Origin of the sequence: Actinomadura violacea (assembly GCF_017573465.1) — a bacterium.
GTDB classification, from domain to species: Bacteria; Actinomycetota; Actinomycetes; order Streptosporangiales; family Streptosporangiaceae; genus Spirillospora; species Spirillospora violacea.
This window is the reverse complement of the sequence record NZ_JAGEPF010000012.1, coordinates 146,905-167,321: the sequence shown is the minus strand read 5'-3', so window position 1 is coordinate 167,321 and position 20,417 is coordinate 146,905. Positions and strand designations below refer to the sequence as shown.

General features: G+C 74.8%; 23 protein-coding genes. 8 read left to right on the top strand and 15 right to left on the bottom strand.

The window, feature by feature from the left end; all coding sequences use genetic code 11:
• Positions 1 to 59: 59 nt before the first annotated feature.
• The 10 genes from J4709_RS20485 to J4709_RS20440 all read right to left on the bottom strand — a co-directional run bounded on the left by J4709_RS20485 (position 60) and on the right by J4709_RS20440 (position 7,715).
• Entirely contained in the window at positions 60 to 455 is a 396-nt protein-coding gene (locus tag J4709_RS20485; RefSeq protein WP_307801387.1) for a VOC family protein, read from the bottom strand.
• Positions 456 to 517: 62 nt separating this feature from the next.
• Entirely contained in the window at positions 518 to 1,156 is a 639-nt protein-coding gene (locus J4709_RS20480) for a YoaK family protein (protein ID WP_208243112.1), read from the bottom strand.
• Positions 1,157 to 1,250: 94 nt separating this feature from the next.
• Positions 1,251 to 2,489, bottom strand: coding sequence for an AI-2E family transporter (locus J4709_RS20475; RefSeq protein ID WP_208243109.1), 1,239 nt, complete (start codon positions 2,487 to 2,489; stop codon positions 1,251 to 1,253).
• Positions 2,490 to 2,601: 112 nt separating this feature from the next.
• Entirely contained in the window at positions 2,602 to 3,432 is an 831-nt protein-coding gene (locus J4709_RS20470; protein ID WP_208243107.1) for an ABC transporter permease, read from the bottom strand.
• Positions 3,429 to 4,421: an ATP-binding cassette domain-containing protein gene (locus J4709_RS20465; RefSeq protein WP_208243105.1), complete on the bottom strand. Its 993-nt coding sequence runs from the start codon at positions 4,419 to 4,421 to the stop codon at positions 3,429 to 3,431. The genes J4709_RS20470 and J4709_RS20465 overlap by 4 nt, the downstream gene beginning before the upstream one ends.
• Positions 4,418 to 4,969, bottom strand: a complete 552-nt coding sequence (locus J4709_RS20460) for a MauE/DoxX family redox-associated membrane protein (RefSeq protein ID WP_208243097.1) — start codon at positions 4,967 to 4,969, stop codon at positions 4,418 to 4,420. The genes J4709_RS20465 and J4709_RS20460 overlap by 4 nt, the downstream gene beginning before the upstream one ends.
• Positions 4,966 to 5,400 (bottom strand): lasso peptide biosynthesis B2 protein, encoded by a 435-nt coding sequence (locus tag J4709_RS20455; protein ID WP_208243096.1) that lies wholly within the window; start codon positions 5,398 to 5,400, stop codon positions 4,966 to 4,968. The genes J4709_RS20460 and J4709_RS20455 overlap by 4 nt, the downstream gene beginning before the upstream one ends.
• On the bottom strand, positions 5,397 to 5,666 hold the full coding sequence (locus tag J4709_RS20450) for a lasso peptide biosynthesis PqqD family chaperone (RefSeq protein WP_173096451.1): 270 nt from the start codon (positions 5,664 to 5,666) through the stop codon (positions 5,397 to 5,399). The genes J4709_RS20455 and J4709_RS20450 overlap by 4 nt, the downstream gene beginning before the upstream one ends.
• Positions 5,657 to 7,501 carry an asparagine synthase-related protein gene (locus J4709_RS20445; protein WP_208243094.1) on the bottom strand — a complete coding sequence of 615 codons (1,845 nt, stop codon included), beginning with the start codon at positions 7,499 to 7,501 and terminating at the stop codon, positions 5,657 to 5,659. The genes J4709_RS20450 and J4709_RS20445 overlap by 10 nt, the downstream gene beginning before the upstream one ends.
• 88 nt (positions 7,502 to 7,589) lie before the next feature.
• On the bottom strand, positions 7,590 to 7,715 hold the full coding sequence (locus J4709_RS20440) for a lasso RiPP family leader peptide-containing protein (RefSeq protein WP_208243091.1): 126 nt from the start codon (positions 7,713 to 7,715) through the stop codon (positions 7,590 to 7,592).
• 185 nt (positions 7,716 to 7,900) lie between these two features.
• Between J4709_RS20440 and J4709_RS20435 the strand changes: the two genes are divergently transcribed.
• A complete protein-coding gene (locus tag J4709_RS20435; protein WP_208243083.1) occupies positions 7,901 to 8,911 on the top strand; it encodes an LLM class flavin-dependent oxidoreductase in 1,011 nt (336 codons plus the stop codon).
• Here J4709_RS20435 and J4709_RS20430 read toward each other — a convergent pair.
• Positions 8,903 to 9,676: an AfsR/SARP family transcriptional regulator gene (locus J4709_RS20430; RefSeq protein WP_208243081.1), complete on the bottom strand. Its 774-nt coding sequence runs from the start codon at positions 9,674 to 9,676 to the stop codon at positions 8,903 to 8,905. The genes J4709_RS20435 and J4709_RS20430 overlap by 9 nt on opposite strands.
• 274 nt (positions 9,677 to 9,950) lie before the next feature.
• On the opposite strand from J4709_RS20430, the gene J4709_RS20425 reads away from it, so the two are divergent.
• The 3 genes from J4709_RS20425 (at position 9,951) to J4709_RS20415 (ending at position 12,619) form a co-directional block, all read left to right on the top strand.
• Complete coding sequence (locus J4709_RS20425) at positions 9,951 to 10,598, top strand: helix-turn-helix transcriptional regulator (protein WP_208243079.1); 648 nt, start codon at positions 9,951 to 9,953, stop codon at positions 10,596 to 10,598.
• Between the two features lie 85 nt (positions 10,599 to 10,683).
• A complete protein-coding gene (locus tag J4709_RS20420; RefSeq protein WP_208243076.1) occupies positions 10,684 to 11,067 on the top strand; it encodes a VOC family protein in 384 nt (127 codons plus the stop codon).
• 124 nt (positions 11,068 to 11,191) lie between these two features.
• Positions 11,192 to 12,619, top strand: coding sequence for an LCP family protein (locus J4709_RS20415; RefSeq protein WP_208243074.1), 1,428 nt, complete (start codon positions 11,192 to 11,194; stop codon positions 12,617 to 12,619).
• Here J4709_RS20415 and J4709_RS20410 read toward each other — a convergent pair whose 3' ends face one another.
• Together J4709_RS20410 and J4709_RS20405 are read right to left on the bottom strand one after the other, a co-directional pair.
• Entirely contained in the window at positions 12,620 to 14,041 is a 1,422-nt protein-coding gene (locus J4709_RS20410; RefSeq protein WP_208243072.1) for a sensor histidine kinase, read from the bottom strand.
• Positions 14,038 to 14,781: a response regulator transcription factor gene (locus J4709_RS20405; RefSeq protein ID WP_208243069.1), complete on the bottom strand. Its 744-nt coding sequence runs from the start codon at positions 14,779 to 14,781 to the stop codon at positions 14,038 to 14,040. Before J4709_RS20405 ends, J4709_RS20410 begins: the two co-directional genes overlap by 4 nt.
• Positions 14,782 to 14,895: 114 nt before the next feature.
• On the opposite strand from J4709_RS20405, the gene J4709_RS20400 reads away from it, so the two are divergent.
• The 4 genes from J4709_RS20400 to J4709_RS20385 are packed head-to-tail and all read left to right on the top strand — an operon-like array spanning position 14,896 to position 17,967.
• Complete coding sequence (locus J4709_RS20400; protein ID WP_208243067.1) at positions 14,896 to 16,266, top strand: ferredoxin reductase family protein; 1,371 nt, start codon at positions 14,896 to 14,898, stop codon at positions 16,264 to 16,266.
• 12 nt (positions 16,267 to 16,278) lie between these two features.
• On the top strand, positions 16,279 to 16,773 hold the full coding sequence (locus J4709_RS20395; protein ID WP_208243065.1) for an FMN-binding protein: 495 nt from the start codon (positions 16,279 to 16,281) through the stop codon (positions 16,771 to 16,773).
• Positions 16,766 to 17,533 (top strand): FAD:protein FMN transferase, encoded by a 768-nt coding sequence (locus J4709_RS20390; RefSeq protein ID WP_208243063.1) that lies wholly within the window; start codon positions 16,766 to 16,768, stop codon positions 17,531 to 17,533. The genes J4709_RS20395 and J4709_RS20390 overlap by 8 nt, the downstream gene beginning before the upstream one ends.
• 50 nt (positions 17,534 to 17,583) lie before the next feature.
• Complete coding sequence (locus tag J4709_RS20385; protein WP_208243061.1) at positions 17,584 to 17,967, top strand: BlaI/MecI/CopY family transcriptional regulator; 384 nt, start codon at positions 17,584 to 17,586, stop codon at positions 17,965 to 17,967.
• Positions 17,968 to 17,996: 29 nt separating this feature from the next.
• Here J4709_RS20385 and J4709_RS20380 read toward each other — a convergent pair whose 3' ends face one another.
• Both J4709_RS20380 and J4709_RS20375 read right to left on the bottom strand, forming a co-directional pair.
• The gene (locus tag J4709_RS20380; protein WP_307801385.1) at positions 17,997 to 19,298 is read right to left on the bottom strand and encodes a glycosyltransferase family 4 protein; all 1,302 of its coding nucleotides are present in this window, start codon (positions 19,296 to 19,298) and stop codon (positions 17,997 to 17,999) included.
• Between the two features lie 212 nt (positions 19,299 to 19,510).
• Positions 19,511 to 20,401: a formylglycine-generating enzyme family protein gene (locus tag J4709_RS20375; protein ID WP_208243060.1), complete on the bottom strand. Its 891-nt coding sequence runs from the start codon at positions 20,399 to 20,401 to the stop codon at positions 19,511 to 19,513.
• Positions 20,402 to 20,417 lie beyond the last annotated feature (16 nt).

Below are 20,417 nucleotides of genomic sequence, written 5' to 3'. Positions count from 1 at the left end.
GTGTTCCGCGCCTGCGGCGCAGGTCGGGTCGGTGTGCCGCTCAGCTAATAATCGCTCGCTTACACCCCCTCCTGTCCACCGGCCCCCCGCGGACGCTCCTGCACCACCCAGGCGTTCCCGTCCGGGTCGGCGAAGAAGGCCATCGTGCTCCACGGCTCCGTGCCCGGCCCCTTGACCTGCGCGCCGTTCTCGAAGTGCACGACGTCGCCGACGGGGACGCCGCGTCCGGCCAGCTCGGCCTGCGCCGCGACGACGTCGGACACGACCAGCGTCAGCCCGCTGAGGCTCCCCGCGTCACCGCCGGTGACCAGGTGGATCGAGCAGCCGGACCCGGGCGGCGTCAGCTGGACGATCCGCATCCCGCCCGGCACCTCCCGGTCGAGGTCGACCGCGAAACCGACCTGCTCCCCGTAGAACGCCTTGGCCCGGTCCACGTCGGAGACGGGCACCGGCACGACTTCCAATTTCCATTCCATGGCGGGAATGACCTCCGGCAACGCCGGAACTCATCGCTTCTTCAGCCGTCTTCGGGATCGTCCACCGGCGGGAGGACGTACGCCGCAGGAACGACGACCGCGAGCACGATCAGCGGAATGAGCACCGCCGCCGCCCCGTGGTACTTGAACGTGAATCCCGCGGCGATCGCCCCGACCAGGAAGAAGGCGACGACGAGCGCCTGCAGGAAATGGCCGATGCGGCTCTGGTTCGGCAGCCGGTCGCCGTGCAGGCGGGTGCTCAGGCCGACGATGAACGACATCATGGTGCCGGTGATGAAGACGGTCGTCACGCCGGACACGCCCAGCCGCGTGACCCCCGCGGCCTGCAGCCCCATCGCCACCCCCGCCAGCGCGATGTAGCCGAACCGCGGGGCGCCGAGCGCCGGCCCGCCGACCGTTTCCCACCAAGCGAACCAGGCAGCCAGGGGCACCAGTTCGGCCGCCAGGCAGAACGCGAGAAGCCGCCGGCCTGACGGGAAAAGGCCGCCGGCGAAGGCGCCCAGGACGAAACCGCCGAGCGCGCAGAGAGACCGCAGGGCCGCGCCGGACTTCCCGGTCGCGATGCCGATTCCGAGCAGCGCGGTGTTCCCCGTCATGTTCGCCGTGAAAACGTGCCCGAGGCCGAGATAGCTGACCACGTCCGTCGCGGCGGCGACCACGGCGAGGCCCGGCAGGATGACGGCCCGCCTGGCCGCTGGGAAAGCCATGCACCGGCACTACCCGGCGGCCGCCGCGCCATTCGGAACGGACGGGTCAGCCGCCGGCCTTCCCGCCACCGCCGGACTCGCCGCCGTCCGCATCGCCCGCGCCGCCGTCCCCGGACTCGCGCCGCTCACCGCCGGACGGTTCCTCGCCGCCGGACGGTTCTTCCTCGTCGTCGGACGGCTCGGTGGCGGCGGCGACCTCGGGCGGCAGTTCCTCGGGCGGGTCGCGCAGCGCGGGCCACGCCCGGTACACGACCGCGGCGATCGGCACCGCGACGGCCGCGCCGGGGATCCCGCCGACGATCCCGCCGATGCTGATCGCCAGGATGATGGCGAGCGGGTGCAGCCGGACGAGCCGTCCGACCAGCAGCGGCTGCAGCAGGTGGCTCTCGGCCTGGTGCTCGACGATCAGCACGCCGAGGAAGATCAGCGCGATGACGCCGCCCTTGGCGGCGAACGCGACGGCGACCGCGAGCGCGCCGCCGACCAGGATCCCGACGATCGGGATGAAGCTGCCCAGGAAGATCACCACGGCGAGCGGCGCGACCAGCGGGACGCCGAGGACGGCCAGCACGATCGCGAGCACGACGGCGTGGATCGCGGCGACCATCACGGTGCCGTGCACGTACTGCGACAGCGTCTCCCAGGCGGCGCGGCCGGCCCGGTCGATGCGGGTGCGGTAGCGGCCCGTCCCGCCGATCGTCCAGTCCCAGATCCGCCCGCCGTCCTTGAGCAGGAAGAACGTGATGAACAGCAGCAGCACGATCGCGGCGAGCACCTCGATGGTGACCGCGCCCGCCTGCACCGCGGTGTTGGCGAGCTTGCCGCGCCGCTTCTCCAGGTAGTTGATGCCCTGGTCGATGGAGTTCTGGATCTGGGAGTGCTTGACGTGCAGCGGGCCGGTCTCCAGCCAGTGCTGCAGGGACCGGGCGGTGGCCTGCACCTCGGTGGCGAGCTTGGGGAACTCCTCGTTCGCCTGGATCCCGACGAACGTGCCGATCCCGCCGAGCACCGCCAGCGCGATCAGCATGGTGATCCAGGTGGCGGCCAGCGACGGCAGCCCCGCCCGCTCCAGCCGGCCGGTGAGGGGGCGCAGCAGCGCGCACAGGAACAGCGCGATGGCGCACGGCAGGAAGACGATCTTCAGGGTGCCGATGATCCAGACGATGCCGTAGCCGACCGCGCCGATCGCGATCAGCCGCCAGGACCAGGCCGCGGCAGCCCTGAGCAGGGGCGGTGCCGGTGGTGAGGCCGACGCCGCGGACCGCCGGTGCCGATCGTCGTTCATCCGCGCCCCTTCGCCGGGACGCCGGTCTTCTCCCCCACGCAAGGCACTCTATGCGCCGCGGCGCCGTCGGGTACCGCGCCGCGGCGCCTTCCGGTACCGCGCCGCGGCGCCGTCAGGTGCCGCGCCGGAAGCCCTCGATCGCGAGCGCGGCGGCCGCGGCGCCGACCGCGGCGCTGACCGCCAGGGCGGTGGCGGCGTCGGCGAGCGCGGGGCCGCCGAGCGCGATGGCCCGCGCCGCCCGGATCCCGTAGGTGGCGGGGTTGACGCCGACGACGGCGCGCAGCCAGCCGGGCAGCGCGCTCGCCGGGACGAACGCGTTGGACGCGAAGACCAGCGGGAACGTCGCCAGCCCCGCGACGGACTGCACGAGCTCGGGGTTGCGGATCCAGCAGGCGATGGCGATGAAGATCCAGCCGAGGCAGCAGCCGACGGCGAGCGCGAGCGCCGCGGCGCCGAGCGCGCCGAGCGGCCCGCCCGCCGGCCGGAACCCGAGCAGCGCCGCGGCGAGGACGATCAGCAGCAGCTGCTGGAGCGCGCAGCGGACGGTGTCGGCGGCGCTGCGGGCGAGCAGCACCGACCCAGGCCAGATCGGCATCGACCGGAACCGGGCGATGATCCCGTTGCGCATCTCCTGGGTGAGGCCGACCGCGGTGTTCAGCGCCGCCTGCATCGCCGACGTCACCATGATCGCGGGAACGAGGAAGTCGACGTAGCGGACGCCCGCCGGGAAGCCGGGCGCCCGCGCGACGCTGCCGAACAGCTGGCTGAACATGCCGAGCATCAGCAGCGGCCCGAGCATGCTCGCGACGACGAGCCGCGGGTCGAGGACGAGCGCGCGCAGCGACCGTCCGGTGAGGACGCGCAGCTGCGTGCCGATCCCGGCGTCCTGCGGGGGCGCCGTGCGGATGCCCGTCTCGGTCTCGGCGGGCGCGTCGACCGTCATGACCGGTCCTTCGCGGGCGGCGCGTCCGGGCGGGCGGGCCCGGTGAGGGACAGGTACACATCGTCGAGGGTCGGCGCGGTCACGGCCAGCTCGTAGTCGCCCGCGACCTCGGCGTCCAGCGTCCGGGCGACGACGGCGAGGTCGCGGGGGCCGGTCAGCGGGACGGCGAGGACGTCGCGGCGCGGGTCGTACTCGGGGCCGAGCCCCTCGGTGCGCAGCGCGCGGGCGGCGGCGCGCACGGCGTCCGGGCCGGACAGCCGCGCAGTGGCGGTGCGGCCGCCGACGCGGGCCTTCAGGTCGGCGGGCGCGCCGGCGGCGACGACCCGGCCGCCGGCGAGCACGGTGATGGCGTCGGCGAGCCGGTCCGCCTCGTCGAGGTACTGGGTGGTGAGCACGACGGTCGTCCCGTTCCGGACGAGGTCCTCGACGGCGGTCCAGGTGGCGAGGCGGGCGGCGGGGTCCAGGCCGGTGGTGGGCTCGTCGAGGAACAGCACCTCGGGACGGCCCGTCAGGCTGGCGGCGAGGTCGAGGCGGCGGCGCATCCCGCCGGAGTAGCCGCGGACGGGGCGGTCGGCGGCGCCGGTCAGGTCGAACGCCTCCAGCAGCTCGGCGGCGCGGCGGACCGCGGCGCGCCGCCCGATCCCGCGCAGCCGGGCGACCAGGACCAGGTTGTCGCGCCCGGAGATCTGCTCGTCGACGGCCGCGAACTGCCCGGTCAGCGCGATGCGGCGGCGCACCTCGCGCGACTGCCGGACGACGTCGTACCCGGCGACGCGGGCGGTGCCGGCGCTGGGCCGGCACAGCGTGGCGAGCACGTTGACCAGCGTGGTCTTGCCGGCGCCGTTGTGGCCGAGCAGCCCGAGCACCGAGCCGGGCGGCGCGGCGACCGTCACCCCGTCGAGCGCCTGGACCGGCCCGAACCACTTGCTGACGCCCGCGGCCTCGACCGCGTACCGGCGGCGGCCCGCGGGGCCGGGCACGCCGGTCATCCGGCGTTCCCCGCGGGGGCGAGCAGCCGCTTCATCAGCGCCGCGACGATCCGGTCGTACCAGTGGGTGAAGACCCACGCGCCGAGCGCCCCGGCGACGACCGCGGCCATCGCCGCGACGGGCCGTCCGGCGGGGACGGGCGCGCCCGCGACGGCGCCGGGGAGCGCGGCGGCGAGCAGCAGCAGGTTCCGGACGATCATCGCCTGCCCCATCACCGAGCCCTTCGAGCCGAAGCAGCGGCACTCGGCGAACACGCCGCCGCGCACCGCGCGCACCACGATGCCGATGAACAGGGCGAGCAGCGCGGACGCGAGCGCGAACCCGGCGCGGGCCGCGGGCGGCAGCGCCAGCAGCACGACCGCCGTACCCTCGCCCGCGACGACCAGCGCGCCCGCCGGCGCCGCGGCCCGCTCCGGCAGGATCGCGAGCTGCCGGATCGAGCCGGCGAACCCGCGGAACCGGGACGCGCTGCGCGCCTTCCCGACGAACGCGGCGGCGAACACCGTAAGGATCAGCGCCCGGCAGCCGAGCAGGAGCAGGCCCGTCATCGGTCCGCCTGCGCGCTGCCGGAGGCCGCGACCACCATCGTCTTGGCGAACGCCAGCACCTCGGCGCGCTCGCCGACCGGCTCGCCGTCGGCCTCCACCCACGCGTGCGCGCGGAACGGCTCCGTGCGCACGCCGGTGCACCAGTCCGGCCACGTCCCGCCGGCACGGCACAGCAGCACGGTCGCGATGGACCGCTGCAGGCAGCCCTGGCCGGCGCACTGCACGCTCACCGTCACCACCGCCTGCCGCGCCGCGAGCGCCTCCTCGCCCGACGCGGGCCGCGCGCCCCGCCGCAGCGCGGACAGGACGCGGCGCAGCCGGCGCGGCGGCAGCTTCGCGATCAGCCGGGCGGCGCCCACCGCGGCGCGGGCGCCGGCCCGCCGCCGCGGCGTCAGCCGGACCGACGGCTCCAGCGCGACCGGGATCGTCACGGGGCCATCACCTCGGCGTCGCGGAGCGTCGCGACGAACGCGGCGACGTCGGCGGTGACCCGCTCCGCCGCGTCCGGGTGCCGTTCCCGCAGCTCGCGGACGGCGTCGTCGACGGTCCCGCCGTCCAGCAGCAGCCGGATCACGGTGGTGCCGGTCGCGTTCAGCGCCCAGTAGCGGCCGGTGCGCTCGTCCAGCAGCACCGTGCCGTGCTCGGTCTCGGTCATGGTCACGTGGGGCGACAGCGACGCCCCGGGAGTCACGGGCATCTCGGACCTCCGGTCGAGGGGTTCGGGACGCGGCCGCGCTCGACGGCGCGCAGCCACGTCTCGCAGGCGAACGTGCTGATCAGCGGCATCAGGGTCAGGGACGAGGGCGGCGGCGCCGCCAGCACGGCGCGCAGCGCGGCGGCGTCGACGAGCCCGAGCCGCGCGAGGCGCATGCCGTCGCCGCACAGCTCGAGCAGCTCGGCGCGGTGCCGGCGCAGGCTGTCGTAGGCCTCCGCGCTGTACTCCGACTTCGTCGCCCGGCCGAGGATCCGGGCGGGGACGATGCCGGCCATCGCGGCGGACAGGGCGGGCTTGTAGCGGTCGGGCATCGTGATGTCGCGCAGCCGGACGGCGAGCGCGGCCTCGATGACCCGGTCGTCGACGAACGGCGCGTGCCAGGCCACGCCCTCCCGCGAGGTGAGCCGGTCGACGCGGCGGATCGTGTCGCCGCAGAGCCGGGCGTCCTGCAGCAGGGCGTGCTGCCCGCGCAGCGGCGCCAGCGGCTCCACGCCGGACGCGCCGACCCGCCGCAACAGGCTCCGCGCCGCCGCGGCGGCGTCGCCGGTCGCCCACGGCGGCAGCCGGTAGGCGATGCCCCAGCCGAACGCGGGCGCGCCGCCGACGTCGCGGACCGGGTCGGTGAGCGTCCCGGCGGACGCGGCGAGCCACCCGCCGAACGAGTCGCGGTTCAGCAGCGCCCGCGCCGCGGGCAGCAGCCGCCACCGGTACATCGCCCGGTAGGCGCGCAGGTGCCGGACGGCGCCGCCGCCGCGCGTCCGCGCGAGCGTGTGCAGGTTGAGCGGGTTGCCGAGGAACAGCTCGTCGCCGCCGTGGCCGGTCAGGTGGGTCGCCGAGCCGGCGGCGGCGACGCGGCGCGCCAGGTGGGTGAGCCGGGCCCGGGTCCGGATCCACGCGAACGGCCCCTCCAGGTCGGGCTCGGGGCCGGGGTCGGCGATCCCGTCGAACCAGGTCGGGGCGGTGGCGCGGGACAGCACCAGGTGCTCGGCGGCCGGCAGGTCCTCGGCGGCGAGCCGCGCCCAGTGCCGGTCCTCGTCGGCGCGGTCGGCGGCCTCCCAGCGGGTCGTGACGAGCCGGTCCGCCTCGTCCGCGGCGAGGAAGCACAGGCTGGTGGAGTCCATCCCGCCGGACAGGTCCGCGCTGACCGTCTTGACGTCGCGGGCCCGCACGGCGACCGCGTCGTGCAGCGCCCGGCGGACGCGGCGCGCCCCGTCGGCCAGCGGCAGGTGCGGTTCCGGCGGCGTCCACCAGCGGACCGGGCGGCCCCGCCCGGCGGCGCCGATCTCCAGGTAGCAGCCGGCGGGGACCGTCTCGACGCCCGTCCACAGCGGCGTCTCGCTGATCGGCCACGGCGGCCAGGGCGCGACGAGCCGGGCCGCGAGGAGCTCCTCGTCCACCCGGTGGTCGCCGGGCAGGGACGCCGGCGAGTCCGCGGCGACGGTCACCCCGCCGAGCGAGGTGTGGAAGACCTGCCGCGCGGCGGACAGGCTGCCCTGCACCCGGACGTGCCCGCCGATGGAGGCGACGAGGTGGAAGCTTCCGGCGAGCCGCCCGCACAGGGCGTCCAGGTCGCGGACGGAGCGGACGCGGGCGAGGACGCGCTCCAGCTCGCCGGGGGTCGTGTCGGCGGGGCCGAACAGCACGAGGCGGTCGCGCCCGCACGCGGCGGACACGACGCTCTCCCGGTCCCAGCTGCCGACGATCCACGGGCGGCCCGAGGCGTGCTCGAACCGGGCGGCGTGCTCGAACCGTGCGGCGGCCGGGAGGTCCAGCGCGGCGGCCGCGGCGGTGTCCGGAAGGACGCGGAACTCCACCATTTCCCTTTCCCTTTTTCGCCGGCCGTGCCGGCGCCGGGCTGAACCGGCGCCGGCACGGCCGTTCCGAGCCGACGGGCCGCGCGGTGACTCAGCAGAGCATGACGCACGACCAGTCGTTCTCGAAGCCCCAGCTCGGCCGGCCGAGGGTCAGCTCGGCGAAGCCACCGACCTCCATCAGCGAGGGCGGCTCGTAAGCCGCGACCTTGTGCTGCATGAAACACACCCTCCTTGCGAACCGAGGCGGCCCCGGATGGGCCTCCCCGTTGCGCCTACCACATTAGGAGGACGGTCATTTCAGTTACCTTGCAGTTGCCTTTCAGCGGGGCGCCGCGCTATTGAGCTCTCCGGTTCCCGGCGCGAATATCGGCAGGGCAGCGGAACCGACCGAAGGAGCCGGCGATGACGATCCTGTCCATTCTCGACACGGCGCCCGTGTGGCAGGGCTCGTCGCCGGCGCGGGCGCTGCGCGAGTCGCTGCGGACGGCGCCGGAGGCGGAGGCGATGGGGTACCACCGGTACTGGGTCGCCGAGCACCACAACGCGCCGTTCATCGCCAGCTGCGCGCCGCCGGTGCTCGTCGCGCAGCTCGCCGCGGCGACGTCCCGGATCCGGGTCGGGTCGGGCGGGGTGATGCTGCCGAACCATCCGCCGCTGGTCGTCGCCGAGCAGTTCGGGACGCTGGAGGCGCTGAACCCGGGCCGCATCGACCTCGGCGTCGGCCGCTCCCCCGGCACCGACATGACCACGGCGAAGGCGCTGCGCCGGGTCAGCAGCCCGCCGGGTTCGGAGGCGTACCGGGAGCAGGTCCGCGAGCTGGTCGGGCTGCTGACGCCGCGCCCCGGCGACCCCGTCGTCGCGGTCCCGGCGGCGGACGGCGCGCCGGACGTGTGGCTGCTCGGATCCAGCGTCGACAACGGCCGTTTCGCGGGCGAACTCGGGCTGCCGTTCGCGTTCGCGCACCACATCCGGCCGCAGAACGCCGAGCCCGCGCTGCGCGCCTACCGCGACGCGTTCCGGCCGTCCGCGGCGTTCCCGGAACCGCGGACGCTGCTCGCCTCCTCCGTCATCGTCGCCGATTCCGCCGAGCGCGCCGAATGGCTCGCCGGGCCGTCCAAGGTCATCGTCGAGCAGTCCTTGAAAGGCATCCGGAACGCGCCGAACGTCACCCCCGAGGACGCGGCGAAGCGCCATTGGACGGCCGAGGAGGACGCGATTCTCCGCGACCGCATGGCCCACCATGTGATCGGTGACCCCGAAACCGTCCGGGAGCGCCTCGGTGAATTGCTCGAAGGCACCGGGGCCGACGAACTCATGGTGCTGACGCTCGTCCACGACCTCGACGAACGGCTGCGCTCCTATGAGCTGCTCGCCAAGACGATGTCGGGGGACGGTTCCGGACGGTCACAATGACAGGACGGAATGGTCGTCGCGCAGGATCGCCATCTGCAGGCGGCGGAGTTCGAGATCGGGGTCGACACCGAACTCGGCGCGCAGCTGCGTGCTGACCTTCCGGTAGGCGGCGAGCGCCTCGACGCGGCGGCCCGACCGCGACAGCGCCAGCATCAGCTGCCACCAGAACCGCTCCCGGAACGGGTACCGGTCGGTCAGCGCGCGCAGTTCCCCGACCATCCCGTCGTGCTCGCCGAGCGCCAGCCCGACCTCGCACCGCCACTCCACCGCCCGCAGGTACTCCTCGGTCAGCCGCGGCACCTCCGTCTGCTGCAGGGCGTCGGACCGGACGTTCGCCAGCACCGGCCCGCGCCACAGCGCCAGCGCCTCCCGCAGCCGCGCGGACTGGGTGGCGAGGTCGCGGCGCTCCCCCGCCGCGGCGGCCTCGCGCATCAGCGCGCGGAAGCTCAGCAGGTCAAGGCGCCCGGGCCCGAGGTCCAGCACGTACCCGCCGGAGGAGGTGGTGAGCAGCGCGGCGGAGCCGGGCGAGTGCCGGTCGAGCCACTGCCGCAGCCGCGACACGCAGGAGTACAGCGCGCCGCGCGGCCGGTCGGGCAGCCGGTCGCCCCACAGGTGCTCCAGCAGCTGGTCGAGCGGGACGACCTGCCCGGCGTTCAGCGCCAGCGCGGCGAGCAGCACCCGCTGGCCGCCCTTCGGCAGCTCCGCCCGCCGGCCGTCCACGGCCGCCTCCAGCGGACCGAGGACCTTCAGACCGACCCCGTTCATGTGGTTCCCCCCTGCGTCGGTACGGCTGCTTCGGCAGTACGGCTCAGTTTGCGCAGAGTCGGGTCGTCTGTCATGACGGTCGTTCGGCGGTCATGGCCCCCGCGCGGCCGGGGTGGCGGCCGTCACCGGTGGGCCATTCAGAACTCTCTATGACGGGACGGTCTCGCTCAGTAAGATCGAGGGGTTGCCGCTCCCCGCTCCGCACCGTCCGTCCGCGCACGCCCCTGCCCGCAGAACGCTCCCCGCCCCGAACAAAGGTCTGACCCGCTCCCCGATGGCTCCCACCCGCCGAGTCACCGTCGCCGTCGTCGACGACCACGATGTGGTGCTGTCCGGCGTCCGCGCCTGGATCGACGGCGACCCGCGTCCCGTCGAGATCGTGGACACCGCGACCAGCATCGACGGCCTCGATCCGCGCCTCGCCGCCGACGTGCTGGTCATCGACCCGCGGACGGGCGGGGAGCCGGCGTTCGCGCGGATCGCCGAGCTGGCCGCGGCCGGGCACCGGATCGTCGTGTTCTCCCAGTGCGCCGAGGCCGACCTCGCCCGGCGGGCGGAGCTGGCGGGGGCCCGCGCGTTCGTCCGCAAGGAGTCCGGGGAGTGCCGGCGCCGGCTGGTCGAGGCGATCCTCGCCGCGGCCACCGACGCACCCACTGACGCGCCCGCTGACGCGCCCGCCGACGCGCCGCGCGGGCCGTCGCCCTGCCGCCCCCAGTTCTCCGAGCAGGAGCTGCGGACGATGCGGCTCTGGCTGGGCGGCCTCACCCGCGCCGCCGTCGCCCGCAAGATGGGCATCAGCGAGCACACGGTGAAGCAGTACCTCGCGCGCGCCCGGGAGAAGTACGCCAGGGCGGGGCGCGACGCCTCCAACCGGATCGCGCTGTACCGCGAGGCGCGCCGCGACGGCCTCCTCGACGACTAGGACGCCTTCCCCCGGAGTCCCGCCCGGTTCTCCCAAGATCGGGTCGCGCCGGAATGAGGCGCCCGGGCGCGGGGAGCAGAGGAGCATGGCAGAGACCGTGCTCGTCCGCTACATCGTCCGCGACGTCGATGCGGCGATCGCCTTCTACACCGGCCAACTCGGCTTCGACGTCGTGATGCACCCGGCGCCGACCTTCGCGATGATCGCGCGGGGCGCGCTGCGAATGGCGCTGTCGGCGCCGTCCGGGCGGGGCGGCGGCGGGCAGGCCATGCCGGACGGCCGCGTCCCCGAGCCCGGCGGCTGGAACCGCGTGGTGCTCGTCGTGGACGACATCGACGCCGAGGTGGAGCGGCTGCGCGCGGCGGGCGCCGCGTTCCGCAACACCCTCGTCACGGGCGTGGGCGGCCGGCAGATCCTGCTCGACGACCCGTCCGGTAACGCGGTGGAGTTGTTCCAGCCGACCTCGTGACCATCGTTCCTAGGGCGAGGAGGGTAGAGGATACTGTCGTCTGAGTCACGTGTTTCGAGCAAGGTTCGACTGAGCGCGGTGGCCGCTGACCGGTGCTCACGATTCAGACGGGGTCGCTGGAGCGATGAGCAGCAAGCCGACATACATCGACTATGCGGACGAGGTGGATCCCGAACCCGATCCGGCGCCGCCGCGGCGCCGCCGCCGGCGGGTGCTGAAGTGGGTCGGGATCGTGACCGCGGTGCTGATCGTCGCGGCCGGCGGCACCGGCTACGGCTTCTACTGGCAACTGCAGCACAACATCGACCACGAGGACACCGACAAGCTGATCGGCGGGAACCGGCCGCCGAAGCTGAACAACGCGCTGAACATCCTGATGCTCGGCACCGACAGCCGCGCGGGCGCCAACGCCAAGTACGGGCACGGCATGAAGAACGACCCGCCGCGCTCGGACACGATGATCCTGCTGCACCTGTCGCCGGGCGGTAAGCAGGCGATGGGCATCAGCTTCCCGCGCGACCTGATGGTGCCGATCCCGGCGTGCCGCCGGCCCGACGGCACCACCTCGCCCGCGGTGACGGTCGGGATGATCAACAGTTCGTTCACCAACGGCGGCGCGTCCTGCACGGTCAAGACGATCGAGGACCTCACCCACATCAAGATCGACCACTTCATGCAGGTCGACTTCACCAGCTTCAAGAGCGTGACGGAGGCGGTCGGCGGCGTGGAGGTGTGCCTGCCGCAGGACGTGAACGACAAGGACTCCAAGCTGCACCTGAAGAAGGGCAGGCACACCATCGAGGGTGAGGCGGCGCTGGCCTTCGTCCGCGACCGGCACGGCCTCGGCGACGAGTCCGACCTGCAGCGGATCAAGCGGCAGCAGCAGTTCATGGGGTCGCTGGCGAACAAGGTGCTGAGCGCCGGCACGCTGACCGACCCGAAGAAGGTGTACGACCTGGCGGAGGCCGGCACGAAGTCGCTGACCACCGACAAGGGCCTGGACATCGGCACGATGGTGAAGATCGCGCGGAGCATGCACGGGCTGACCGCCGGCAAGCTCGACTTCGTCACCGCGCCCGTCGCCGCGTACGCGCCGGACCCGAACCGGGTGGCGCTGCTGCAGCCGGACGCGGGCCGGTTCTTCACCGCGGTCCGCCAGGACCAGTCCGTGGAGGCGGCCGCGAAGAAGACGGCCGGGCCGGTGCAGGTGCGGCTCTACAACGCGACCGGGCGCGCGAGCACGGCGGCGAAGGTCGCCAAGCAGCTCAAGGCGCAGGGCTTCGTGATCGTCGGGACGGGCACCATGAAGGCCCGGCAGGCGACCGGCGTCTACTACGCGCAGGGCTCGCAGGCGCAGGCCGCCGCGCTCGCCGCGGTGATCCCGGGCGTGCAGAAGGCGCTGTACCCCAAGGCCGGGCCGGGGGTGGTGAACCTCGTCCTCGGCACCTCCTTCACCTCGGTGAAGGCGAAGGAGAAGGCCGGCATCCCCAAGCTCGAGGGCGAGATCCACGCCGACGGCGACATCTGCGCGGCGGGCGCGGCGGGGACGTGATCAGGCGCCCGGCAGGGTGATCCGGAACCTCGACCGGCCCGCCAGCTCCGCCGTGCCGCCGTGCGCGGCGGCGACGGCCTGCACGATCGCGAGGCCGAGCCCGGTGCCGCCCGCCGCGCGGGACCGGCCGTGGTCGGCGCGGACGAACCGGTGGAACACCTCGTCGCGGACGTCCGCCGGGACGCCCGGCCCGTCGTCCTCGACCTCCAGGACGGCGCCCGGCGGTTCCGGCTGGGCGAGCCGGACCGTGACGTGGGTGCCGGGCGGGGTGTGGGCGCGGGCGTTGGCGAGCAGGTTGGCCAGGAGCTGGTGCAGCCGGCGGGCGTCCCCGGTGATCGTGACGGGCTCCTCCGGCAGGACCATCTCCCAGCGGTGGTCCGGTCCGGCGGCGCGGGCGTCGCTCGTGGCGTCCAGGACGAGCCGGGTCAGGTCGACCGGCTCGGACTCCAGCGGGCGGCCCGCGTCCAGCCGGGCGAGGAGCAGCAGGTCGTCGACCAGCTCGGTCATCCGGACGGACTCGGCCTCGATCCGCCCGAGCGCGTGCCGGACGTCCGGCGGGACGCCGTCGCGGGTGCGCAGCGCCAGCTCGGCGTGGCCGCGGATGGCGGCGACCGGGGTGCGCAGCTCGTGGCTGGCGTCGGCGGCGAACCGGCGCAGCCGCTCCTCGCTCGCGTGCCGGCGGGCCAGCGCGCCCTCGACGTGCCCGAGCATCCGGTTGAGCGCGGCGCCGACCTGCCCGACCTCGGTGCGCGGGTCGGTGTCGGGGACGCGCTCGGGCATCGCGACCTCGCCGCTGGCCAGCGGCAGCTCGGTGACGCGGGACGCGGTCGCGGCGACGCGGCGCAGCGGCCGCAGCGCGAGCCGCACCCACGCCGCCGCGGCGATCCCGGCGGCGATCAGCACGGCGGCGAAGACGACGGCCTCGATGCGCTCCAGCCGGTGGACGGTGTCGGCGACGGGCCGCAGCGGCAGCCCGGTGACCAGCACGTCGCCGTCGTCGCCGCGGATGGCGACGACCCGGTAGCCGCCGAGCGCCGCCAGGTCCAGGTCGTGCCCGTGGCCGTCGGGCGCCAGGCCGGCGAGGGCGCGGTCGTCGCCGGCGGTCAGCGGCACCGGCACGGCGGACTGCCCGCGCACGACCGCGGCCCGGGACACGTGCCCCTCGAACAGCCGGGCACCGAACGTCCCGGACGCCTGGCCGCGCGAGTCCGCGCGGTTGTCCTTGTCGGGGTGGTGCTCGTGCTCGAGGCTGGCCGCGAAGTGCCCGCCGGTCGCGGTGAGCTGCTCGTCGATCCGGCTCACGAGGAACCGGTCGAGGGCGGTGGTGGTGGCGACGCCGACCGCGAGGCAGCTGAGCGCCAGCAGGACGACCAGGCCCGCGGTCAGCCGCGCCCGCAGCGTCCGGACGTGCGGGACCTTCACGCGGCCTCCGGGGCCTTCAGCACGTACCCGACGCCCCGGACGGTGTGGATCATCGGCGGCCGGCCCGCGTCGATCTTCTTGCGCAGGTAGCTGATGTACAGCTCGACGACGTGCGCCTGCCCGCCGAAGTCGTAGTCCCAGACGCGGTCGAGGATCTGCGCCTTGGACAGCACCCGGCGCGGGTTGCGCATCAGGAACCGCAGCAGCTCGAACTCGGTCGGGGTCAGCTCGACGATCTCCCCGTCCCGGGTGACCTCGCGGGCCTCCTCGTCCATCGCCAGGCCCCCGACGGTCAGCAGCCCCGCCGTGCCGGCCTGCCGGGTCATCCCGGCGCGGCGCAGCAGCCCGCGCAGCCGGGCGAGGACCTCCTCCAGGCTGAACGGCTTGGTGACGTAGTCGTCGCCGCCCGCGGTGATCCCGGCGATGCGGTCCTCGACGGCGTCCCGGGCGGTGAGGAACAGCACGCAGACGTCGGGGGCGCCGGCGCGCAGCCGCCGCAGCACCTCCAGGCCGCCGATGTCGGGCAGCATCACGTCCAGGACGACGGCGTCCGGCTGGAACTCGCGGGCGGCGGCGAGGGCGCCCGCGCCGTCCCCGGCGCTGCGCACCGACCAGCCCTCGGACGCCAGCACGCGCGACAGCACCTCGGCGAGGTCGGGCTCGTCGTCGACGACCAGGACGCGGACGGGCGTGCCGTCGGCGCGGCGCAGTCCGGCGCCGGCGGGTTCGGGAGTGCTCATGCCAGCCCCAGCCTCCCTCCTCAACCTCTGCGTTTCCTCAGAGAAGCCTCTCAACGGGTCCTTTTCCCCGCGGATGAGAAGGAACTCAGAGACTCGGTTGGCAGGGTGGCCCGCATGACCACGACCAGGCATGACATCAGGCGGCGCCCCGCGCCGCCCGCGCCCCCCGCGCCGCGCGCGGCGTGGCGCGTCCCGTCCTCGTGGCCACAGGTGCTGGTCTACGCGGGCGCGGTGGCCGTGCTGCTGCTCTGGTGGCACGGCACCCGGTCGATCGTCGGCCTGGACGGCTGGCTGACCGAGGCGGGCCGCGTCACCGGGCTGCTGGCGGGCTACGGCTGCGCCGTGCTGCTCGCGCTGATGGCGCGCGTCCCCGCGCTGGAGCGGGGCGTCGGCACCGACCGGCTGGCCCGCTGGCACGCGATGGGCGGGCGCTACACGATCTCCCTGATCTGCGCGCACGTGCTCCTGATCATCTGGGGGTACGCGGTGACGTCGCACACCGACGTCGTCCACCAGACCACCTCGATCGTCTTCGACTACCCGGAGATGCTGAAGGGCACCCTCGGGTTCCTGCTGCTGATCGGCGTCGGGATCACCTCGGCGCGGGTCGCCCGCCGGAAGCTGCGCTACGAGATCTGGCACTACCTGCACTTCGCCACCTACCTGGCGATCTTCCTCGCGTTCGGGCACCAGCTCGCCAACGGCGCCCAGTTCGTCTCGAGCCCCCTGGCCAGGGCCGCCTGGTACACGCTGTACATCGGCGTCGCGCTGGTGCTGGCCTGGTTCCGGTTCGTGATGCCGCTCGTCCGGGGCCTGCGGCACGACCTGCGGGTCGCCGCCGTCCGGACCGAGGCCCCCGGCGTCGTCTCGATCTACATGACGGGACGGCACCTGGAGGAGCTGCGCGTCCAGCCGGGCCAGTTCTTCCGGTGGCGGTTCCTCACCCGCGGCCTGTGGTGGGCGGCGAACCCCTACTCGCTGTCGGAGACCGTCCGCGGAGGGCGGCTCCGGATCACCGTGAAGGAGGCCGGCGACCACAGCCGCGCCCTCGCCGGGCTGCGCCCAGGTACGCGGGTGTGGGCCGAGGGCCCCTACGGAGGGTTCACGGGCGCGCGCCCGCACCACGACCGCGCACTGCTGCTCGCGGGCGGTGTCGGCATCACCCCGCTGCGGACCCTGTTCGAGACGCTCCCCGGCGACGTCGTCCTCGTCTACCTGGCCCGCAGGCCCGAGGACCTGGCGCTGCGCGGCGAGCTCGACGCGATCGCCGCCGCGCGCGGCTCCCGCGTCCTGTACTTCGTGGACGAGCCGGCCGGGTACTCGCTGCCGCTGACCGGCCGGGCGCTGCGCGGCCTGGTGCCCGACGTCCGGCACCGCGACGTGTACCTGTGCGGGCCGCCCGGGATGACCGGGGCCGCGCTCACGGCGCTGAAGCAGGCGGGCGTGCGCCGCCGGCACATCCGCAACGAGTCGTTCGAGTTCTGAGAGGGCCGTCCCATGCGCAGAGCGTTGATCGCCACCGGGACAACCGCCGCCGGCGTCGTCCTGCTCCTCGGCCTGAAGCCGCACCACAGCGACGTGACGGGGGTCTCCTCGTCCTCGTCCGCGCCGCGGAGCAGCGCGCCCGGCACCGCCGGCGGCTCCTCGGCGGGGTCCTCCGGAACGCCTGGAACATCTGGAACGTCCGGGGCTTCGGGGGGCTCGTCCGCCAAGACCAGCGGCACGTTCAAGGGCGACGTCATCGACACCAAGTACGGCCCGGTGCAGGTCGAGATCACCGCGACCGGCGGGAGGCTGACGGCCGTCCGCGTCCTGCAGACGCCGTCGGAGAACGGCCGCGACCGCGAGATCGCCGGGTTCTCGGTGCCGCAGCTGACCAAGGAGGCGCTCGCGGCGGGCAACGCGCACATCGACTCGGTGTCCGGCGCCACCTACACCAGCGAGGGCTACATCCGGTCGCTGCAGAGCGCATTGGACGCCGCCCGTGCCTGAGCCCTCGGTCCACCACGTCGAGCACGTCATGGGGACGGTTTTCTCGTTCGACGTCCGCTCCCCCCGCACGCCGGAGATCACCGTGGCGCTCGCGGAGGCCGTCGCGTGGCTGCACCGCGTCGACCGCGTCTTCTCCCCCTACCGCGAGGACAGCCAGATCTCGCGCCTCGCGCGCGGCGAGATCGACACGGCCGGCTGCGACCCGGACGTGGCCGGCGTCCTGCGGCGATGCGCGGAGCTGGAGCGCGAGACCGGCGGGGCGTTCAGCGCGACGGCGGCCGGCCGGCTCGACCCGAGCGGCCTGGTGAAGGGCTGGGCGGTCGAGCGGGCGTCCGCGATCCTGCACGAGGCCGGGGCCCGCGACCACTGCGTGAACGGCGGCGGCGACATCCAGCTGCGCGGCGAGGCCGCGCCCGGCGAGCCGTGGCGGATCGGCCTCGCCGACCCCGCGGACCCCGCCGCGCTGGCCGCCGTGGTGTCCGGCACGGACCTCGCCATCGCGACCTCCGGCACCGCCGAGCGCGGCGGCCACATCGTCGACCCGCGCACCGGGCGGCCCGCCGCCGAGCTGGCCTCCCTCACCCTCGTCGGGCGGCGCATCGCCGAGGTCGACGCGCTCGCCACCGCCGCGTTCGTGATGGGCGGCGCGGCGCGCGAGTGGGCGGCCGCCCGTCCCGGCGTCGAGGCGTTCGCGATCGCGCCCGACCGGACCCGCTGGTGGACGCCCGGCTTCGAGCGGCTGGCCCTGCTCCCCGGGTAGGTTGGGTGGAGCGTGCCATACCGTCGCAATGCGCAACGAAGGGAACACCCATGTCCAGCCCCGCAGGCGACCGGCGCGCGAAGGGCGGCCTGGAGGCCGAGGTCCTGGCCGTCCTGAAGGACGCCGGCGCGCCGCTCACCCCCCGCGAGGTCGGGGAACGGCTGGCCCGGCCGCTCGCCTACACCACGGTGATGACCGTGCTCGCGCGGCTGTACGACAAGGGCGCGGCCGGCCGCGAGCGCGCGGGCCGCGGCTACGCGTACTCGTTCCTGCGCGACGAGGCGGGCCGCAGGGCGGTGCAGATGAGGCGGCTCCTCGGCGGCGTCGACCAGCGCGCGGACGTCCTCGCGCACTTCGTCAGCGAGCTGTCCCCCGAGGACGAGGACGTCCTGCTCCGGCTGCTCGGCGGCGACCCCCGCGACCAGCCGTCCTGAGCCCGGCCGGACCTCAGAAGAACTCGACCTCAGAGGAGCCCGGCCTCCTTCTCCGGAACGCGGCGGCGGGCCGGACGCGGCGTCGGCGCGGGCCGCACCAGGTCGTCGAGCAGCGCGTCCCATTCCGCGCCGACCGCCTCCGGCGTGTAGCGGGCCATCGCGCCCACCGCCCGCTCCCCCAGCCGGACGCGCAACGCCCGGTCGTCGATCATCCGGCCGATCGCCGCCGCGAGCGCCGCCACGTCGCCGCCCTTGACGAGCAGGCCGTCGACGCCGTCGGTGAGCATTTCCCGCGGCCCGGTCGGGCAGTCGAACGACACCACGCCGAGGCCCTTGCTCATCGCCTCCATCAGCACCAGCGGCTGCCCCTCGTAGCGGGAGCTGAGCACGAAGACCGACGCCTCGGACATCGCGGTGCCGATGTCGTCCGTCCGGCCCATCAGGGACGCACTGGATCCCAGGCCCCGCCGGTCGATCCGGCGTTGCAGCCGCTGCCGCCACGGCCCGCCGCCGTAGATCCGCAGCGTCCAGCCCGGATGCTCCGCCGCCACCTGCTCCCAGGCGTCCAGCAGCAGGTCGAAGCCCTTCTGCCGGACGAGCCGCCCGGCGGCGAGCACGGTCCGCGCGGCCGGGTCGGCGGGCCCGCCGTTCAGCTCGGGCAGCGCGTTCGGGATGCAGACGAGGCGCCGCGCGCCCGGCAGCTCGCGCCGGTAGCCGGCCAGGTCGGCGGCGGTCAGCGTGACGACCGCGTCGAGCCGCCCGTACCGGCGCAGGACGCGGTCGTGCACGGCGGGCCGGTGGCTGCCGAGGTTCATGTGCTCCTGCCCGATCGTGCGGACCTCCGGTGGCGCGAACACCGCCGCCGCGAGGTTCAGGCTCGGCCTGGTCGTGATCAGCAGGCCGGTGCGCAGCGACCGCAGGAACCGGATGAGCAGCAGGTCCGTCCACAGGGAGCAGCGCCGGTAGGACGGCTCGCCGATCGGCACCAGCAGGCTCGGCAGCCGCGACAGCACCCGGCGGACGAGGCCGCGCAGCCCGCCGGGCGGCTCGACCCGGTCGTCCAGCGCGGACACCCGGACGCCGTCCGGGATCGGGAAGCCCGGGCGGCGCAGCTCCCGGATCAGCCCGACGACCTCGACCTCGCGCTGCCGCGCGAGCTGCCCCGCGCAGTTCAGCACGGTGCGGACCGTGCCGCCCGCGCCGTAGGCGTGCTGCACCAGGAAGACGACCTTGCGGGCCGTCGCCGCGGGGGCGCGCCGCGCCCGCCGCCGGTTCGCCGGCCTCAACAGCAGCAGCGCGAGCGGCTCCAGCAGGGCGGACAGCGTCCGCACGGCCGTCCTGCCGCCCCACCGCACCGCACGCCGAAGAACGTTCCCGCGCCCGCGGCCGCCCGCCCCGCTCACGACATCCGCCTCCAACGGGGCGAAGCCGGGCCTCACCCCGATCGACCTACTACCGGCAACGTAGTTCTACATGCCCCGGTGAGCGGGGCCGCATCCGGGCATTACCCCGATCGCGCGCGAACGCCCCAGAAACGATCGAGTCAGAGCGCGACCGTCCGGAAACCGCAGTTTCCGGTGGACGAGTCGGGCGTGTTGGACGTGCGGGCCGCCACCCGGTACCGGTTGCAGTACGACTCGTGGCACAGGTACGAGCCGCCGCGCGTCACCCGGGCCGTCCCGCGCTCCGGGCCCCGCGGGTTCTCCTTGGGCGACGTGCGGTAGTAGCCGGGCGAGAACCAGTCGGCGCACCACTCCCACACGTTCCCGCTGGTCTCGTAGAGGCCGAGGCCGTTGGGCGGGAAGCCGCGGACGGGGCAGGTCGTGAGGTACCCGTCGGCGAGGGTGTTGCGGGCCGGGAACGTCCCGTTCCAGATGTTCGCGCGGTGCTCGCCGCCGGGCGTCAGCTCGTCTCCCCACGGGTAGCGCAGGCCGGTCCGCCCGCCGCGCGAGGCGTACTCGAACTCGGCCTCGGTCGGCAGCCGCCGCCCGGCCCAGCGGCAGTAGGCGAGCGCGTCGTTGTGGGAGACGTGCACGACCGGGTGGTCACCGAGGCCGTCGAGGCCGGAGCGGGGACCGCCGGGATGCGCCCAGTCGGCGCCCCGCACCTCCAGCCACCACGGCGCGGACGGCGCCCGGCCCAGGACGTCGCGCCGGTCGGCCGCGACGGCGAGATGGAAGACCGCGGACGTCCCGAACCGCTCGGCCTCCGTCCGGTACCCGGTGGCGGCGGCGAACGCGGCGAACATGTCATTGGTGACGGTGGTGGCGTCGATGCGGAACGGGTCGAGCACCACGGCGTGCACGGGGCCCTCGCCGTCCGGCGGGTAGCCCTCACCGAACGCGTCGCCCATGAGGAACTCGCCGCCGGGCAGGGCGACCTCGTCGTGCACCACCCGTTGCGGCGCCGCCGCGGCTTCCTCCGGCGCGGCCATATCGCCGGACCGCGCC

What these genes read in the sequence shown, in the direction of transcription:
- J4709_RS20475 (WP_208243109.1), bottom strand. Translation starts at nt 2,489, where the DNA reads ATGAACGACGATCGGCACCGGCGGTCCGCGGCGTCGGCCTCACCACCG.
- J4709_RS20470 (WP_208243107.1), bottom strand. Translation starts at nt 3,432, where the DNA reads ATGACGGTCGACGCGCCCGCCGAGACCGAGACGGGCATCCGCACGGCG.
- J4709_RS20465 (WP_208243105.1), bottom strand. Translation starts at nt 4,421, where the DNA reads ATGACCGGCGTGCCCGGCCCCGCGGGCCGCCGCCGGTACGCGGTCGAG.
- J4709_RS20460 (WP_208243097.1), bottom strand. Translation starts at nt 4,969, where the DNA reads ATGACGGGCCTGCTCCTGCTCGGCTGCCGGGCGCTGATCCTTACGGTG.
- J4709_RS20450 (WP_173096451.1), bottom strand. Translation starts at nt 5,666, where the DNA reads ATGCCCGTGACTCCCGGGGCGTCGCTGTCGCCCCACGTGACCATGACC.
- J4709_RS20445 (WP_208243094.1), bottom strand. Translation starts at nt 7,501, where the DNA reads ATGGTGGAGTTCCGCGTCCTTCCGGACACCGCCGCGGCCGCCGCGCTG.
- J4709_RS20440 (WP_208243091.1), bottom strand. Translation starts at nt 7,715, where the DNA reads ATGCAGCACAAGGTCGCGGCTTACGAGCCGCCCTCGCTGATGGAGGTC.
- J4709_RS20435 (WP_208243083.1), top strand. Translation starts at nt 7,901, where the DNA reads ATGACGATCCTGTCCATTCTCGACACGGCGCCCGTGTGGCAGGGCTCG.
- J4709_RS20430 (WP_208243081.1), bottom strand. Translation starts at nt 9,676, where the DNA reads ATGAACGGGGTCGGTCTGAAGGTCCTCGGTCCGCTGGAGGCGGCCGTG.
- J4709_RS20425 (WP_208243079.1), top strand. Translation starts at nt 9,951, where the DNA reads ATGGCTCCCACCCGCCGAGTCACCGTCGCCGTCGTCGACGACCACGAT.
- J4709_RS20420 (WP_208243076.1), top strand. Translation starts at nt 10,684, where the DNA reads ATGGCAGAGACCGTGCTCGTCCGCTACATCGTCCGCGACGTCGATGCG.
- J4709_RS20415 (WP_208243074.1), top strand. Translation starts at nt 11,192, where the DNA reads ATGAGCAGCAAGCCGACATACATCGACTATGCGGACGAGGTGGATCCC.
- J4709_RS20405 (WP_208243069.1), bottom strand. Translation starts at nt 14,781, where the DNA reads ATGAGCACTCCCGAACCCGCCGGCGCCGGACTGCGCCGCGCCGACGGC.
- J4709_RS20400 (WP_208243067.1), top strand. Translation starts at nt 14,896, where the DNA reads ATGACCACGACCAGGCATGACATCAGGCGGCGCCCCGCGCCGCCCGCG.
- J4709_RS20395 (WP_208243065.1), top strand. Translation starts at nt 16,279, where the DNA reads ATGCGCAGAGCGTTGATCGCCACCGGGACAACCGCCGCCGGCGTCGTC.
- J4709_RS20385 (WP_208243061.1), top strand. Translation starts at nt 17,584, where the DNA reads ATGTCCAGCCCCGCAGGCGACCGGCGCGCGAAGGGCGGCCTGGAGGCC.
- J4709_RS20375 (WP_208243060.1), bottom strand. Translation starts at nt 20,401, where the DNA reads ATGGCCGCGCCGGAGGAAGCCGCGGCGGCGCCGCAACGGGTGGTGCAC.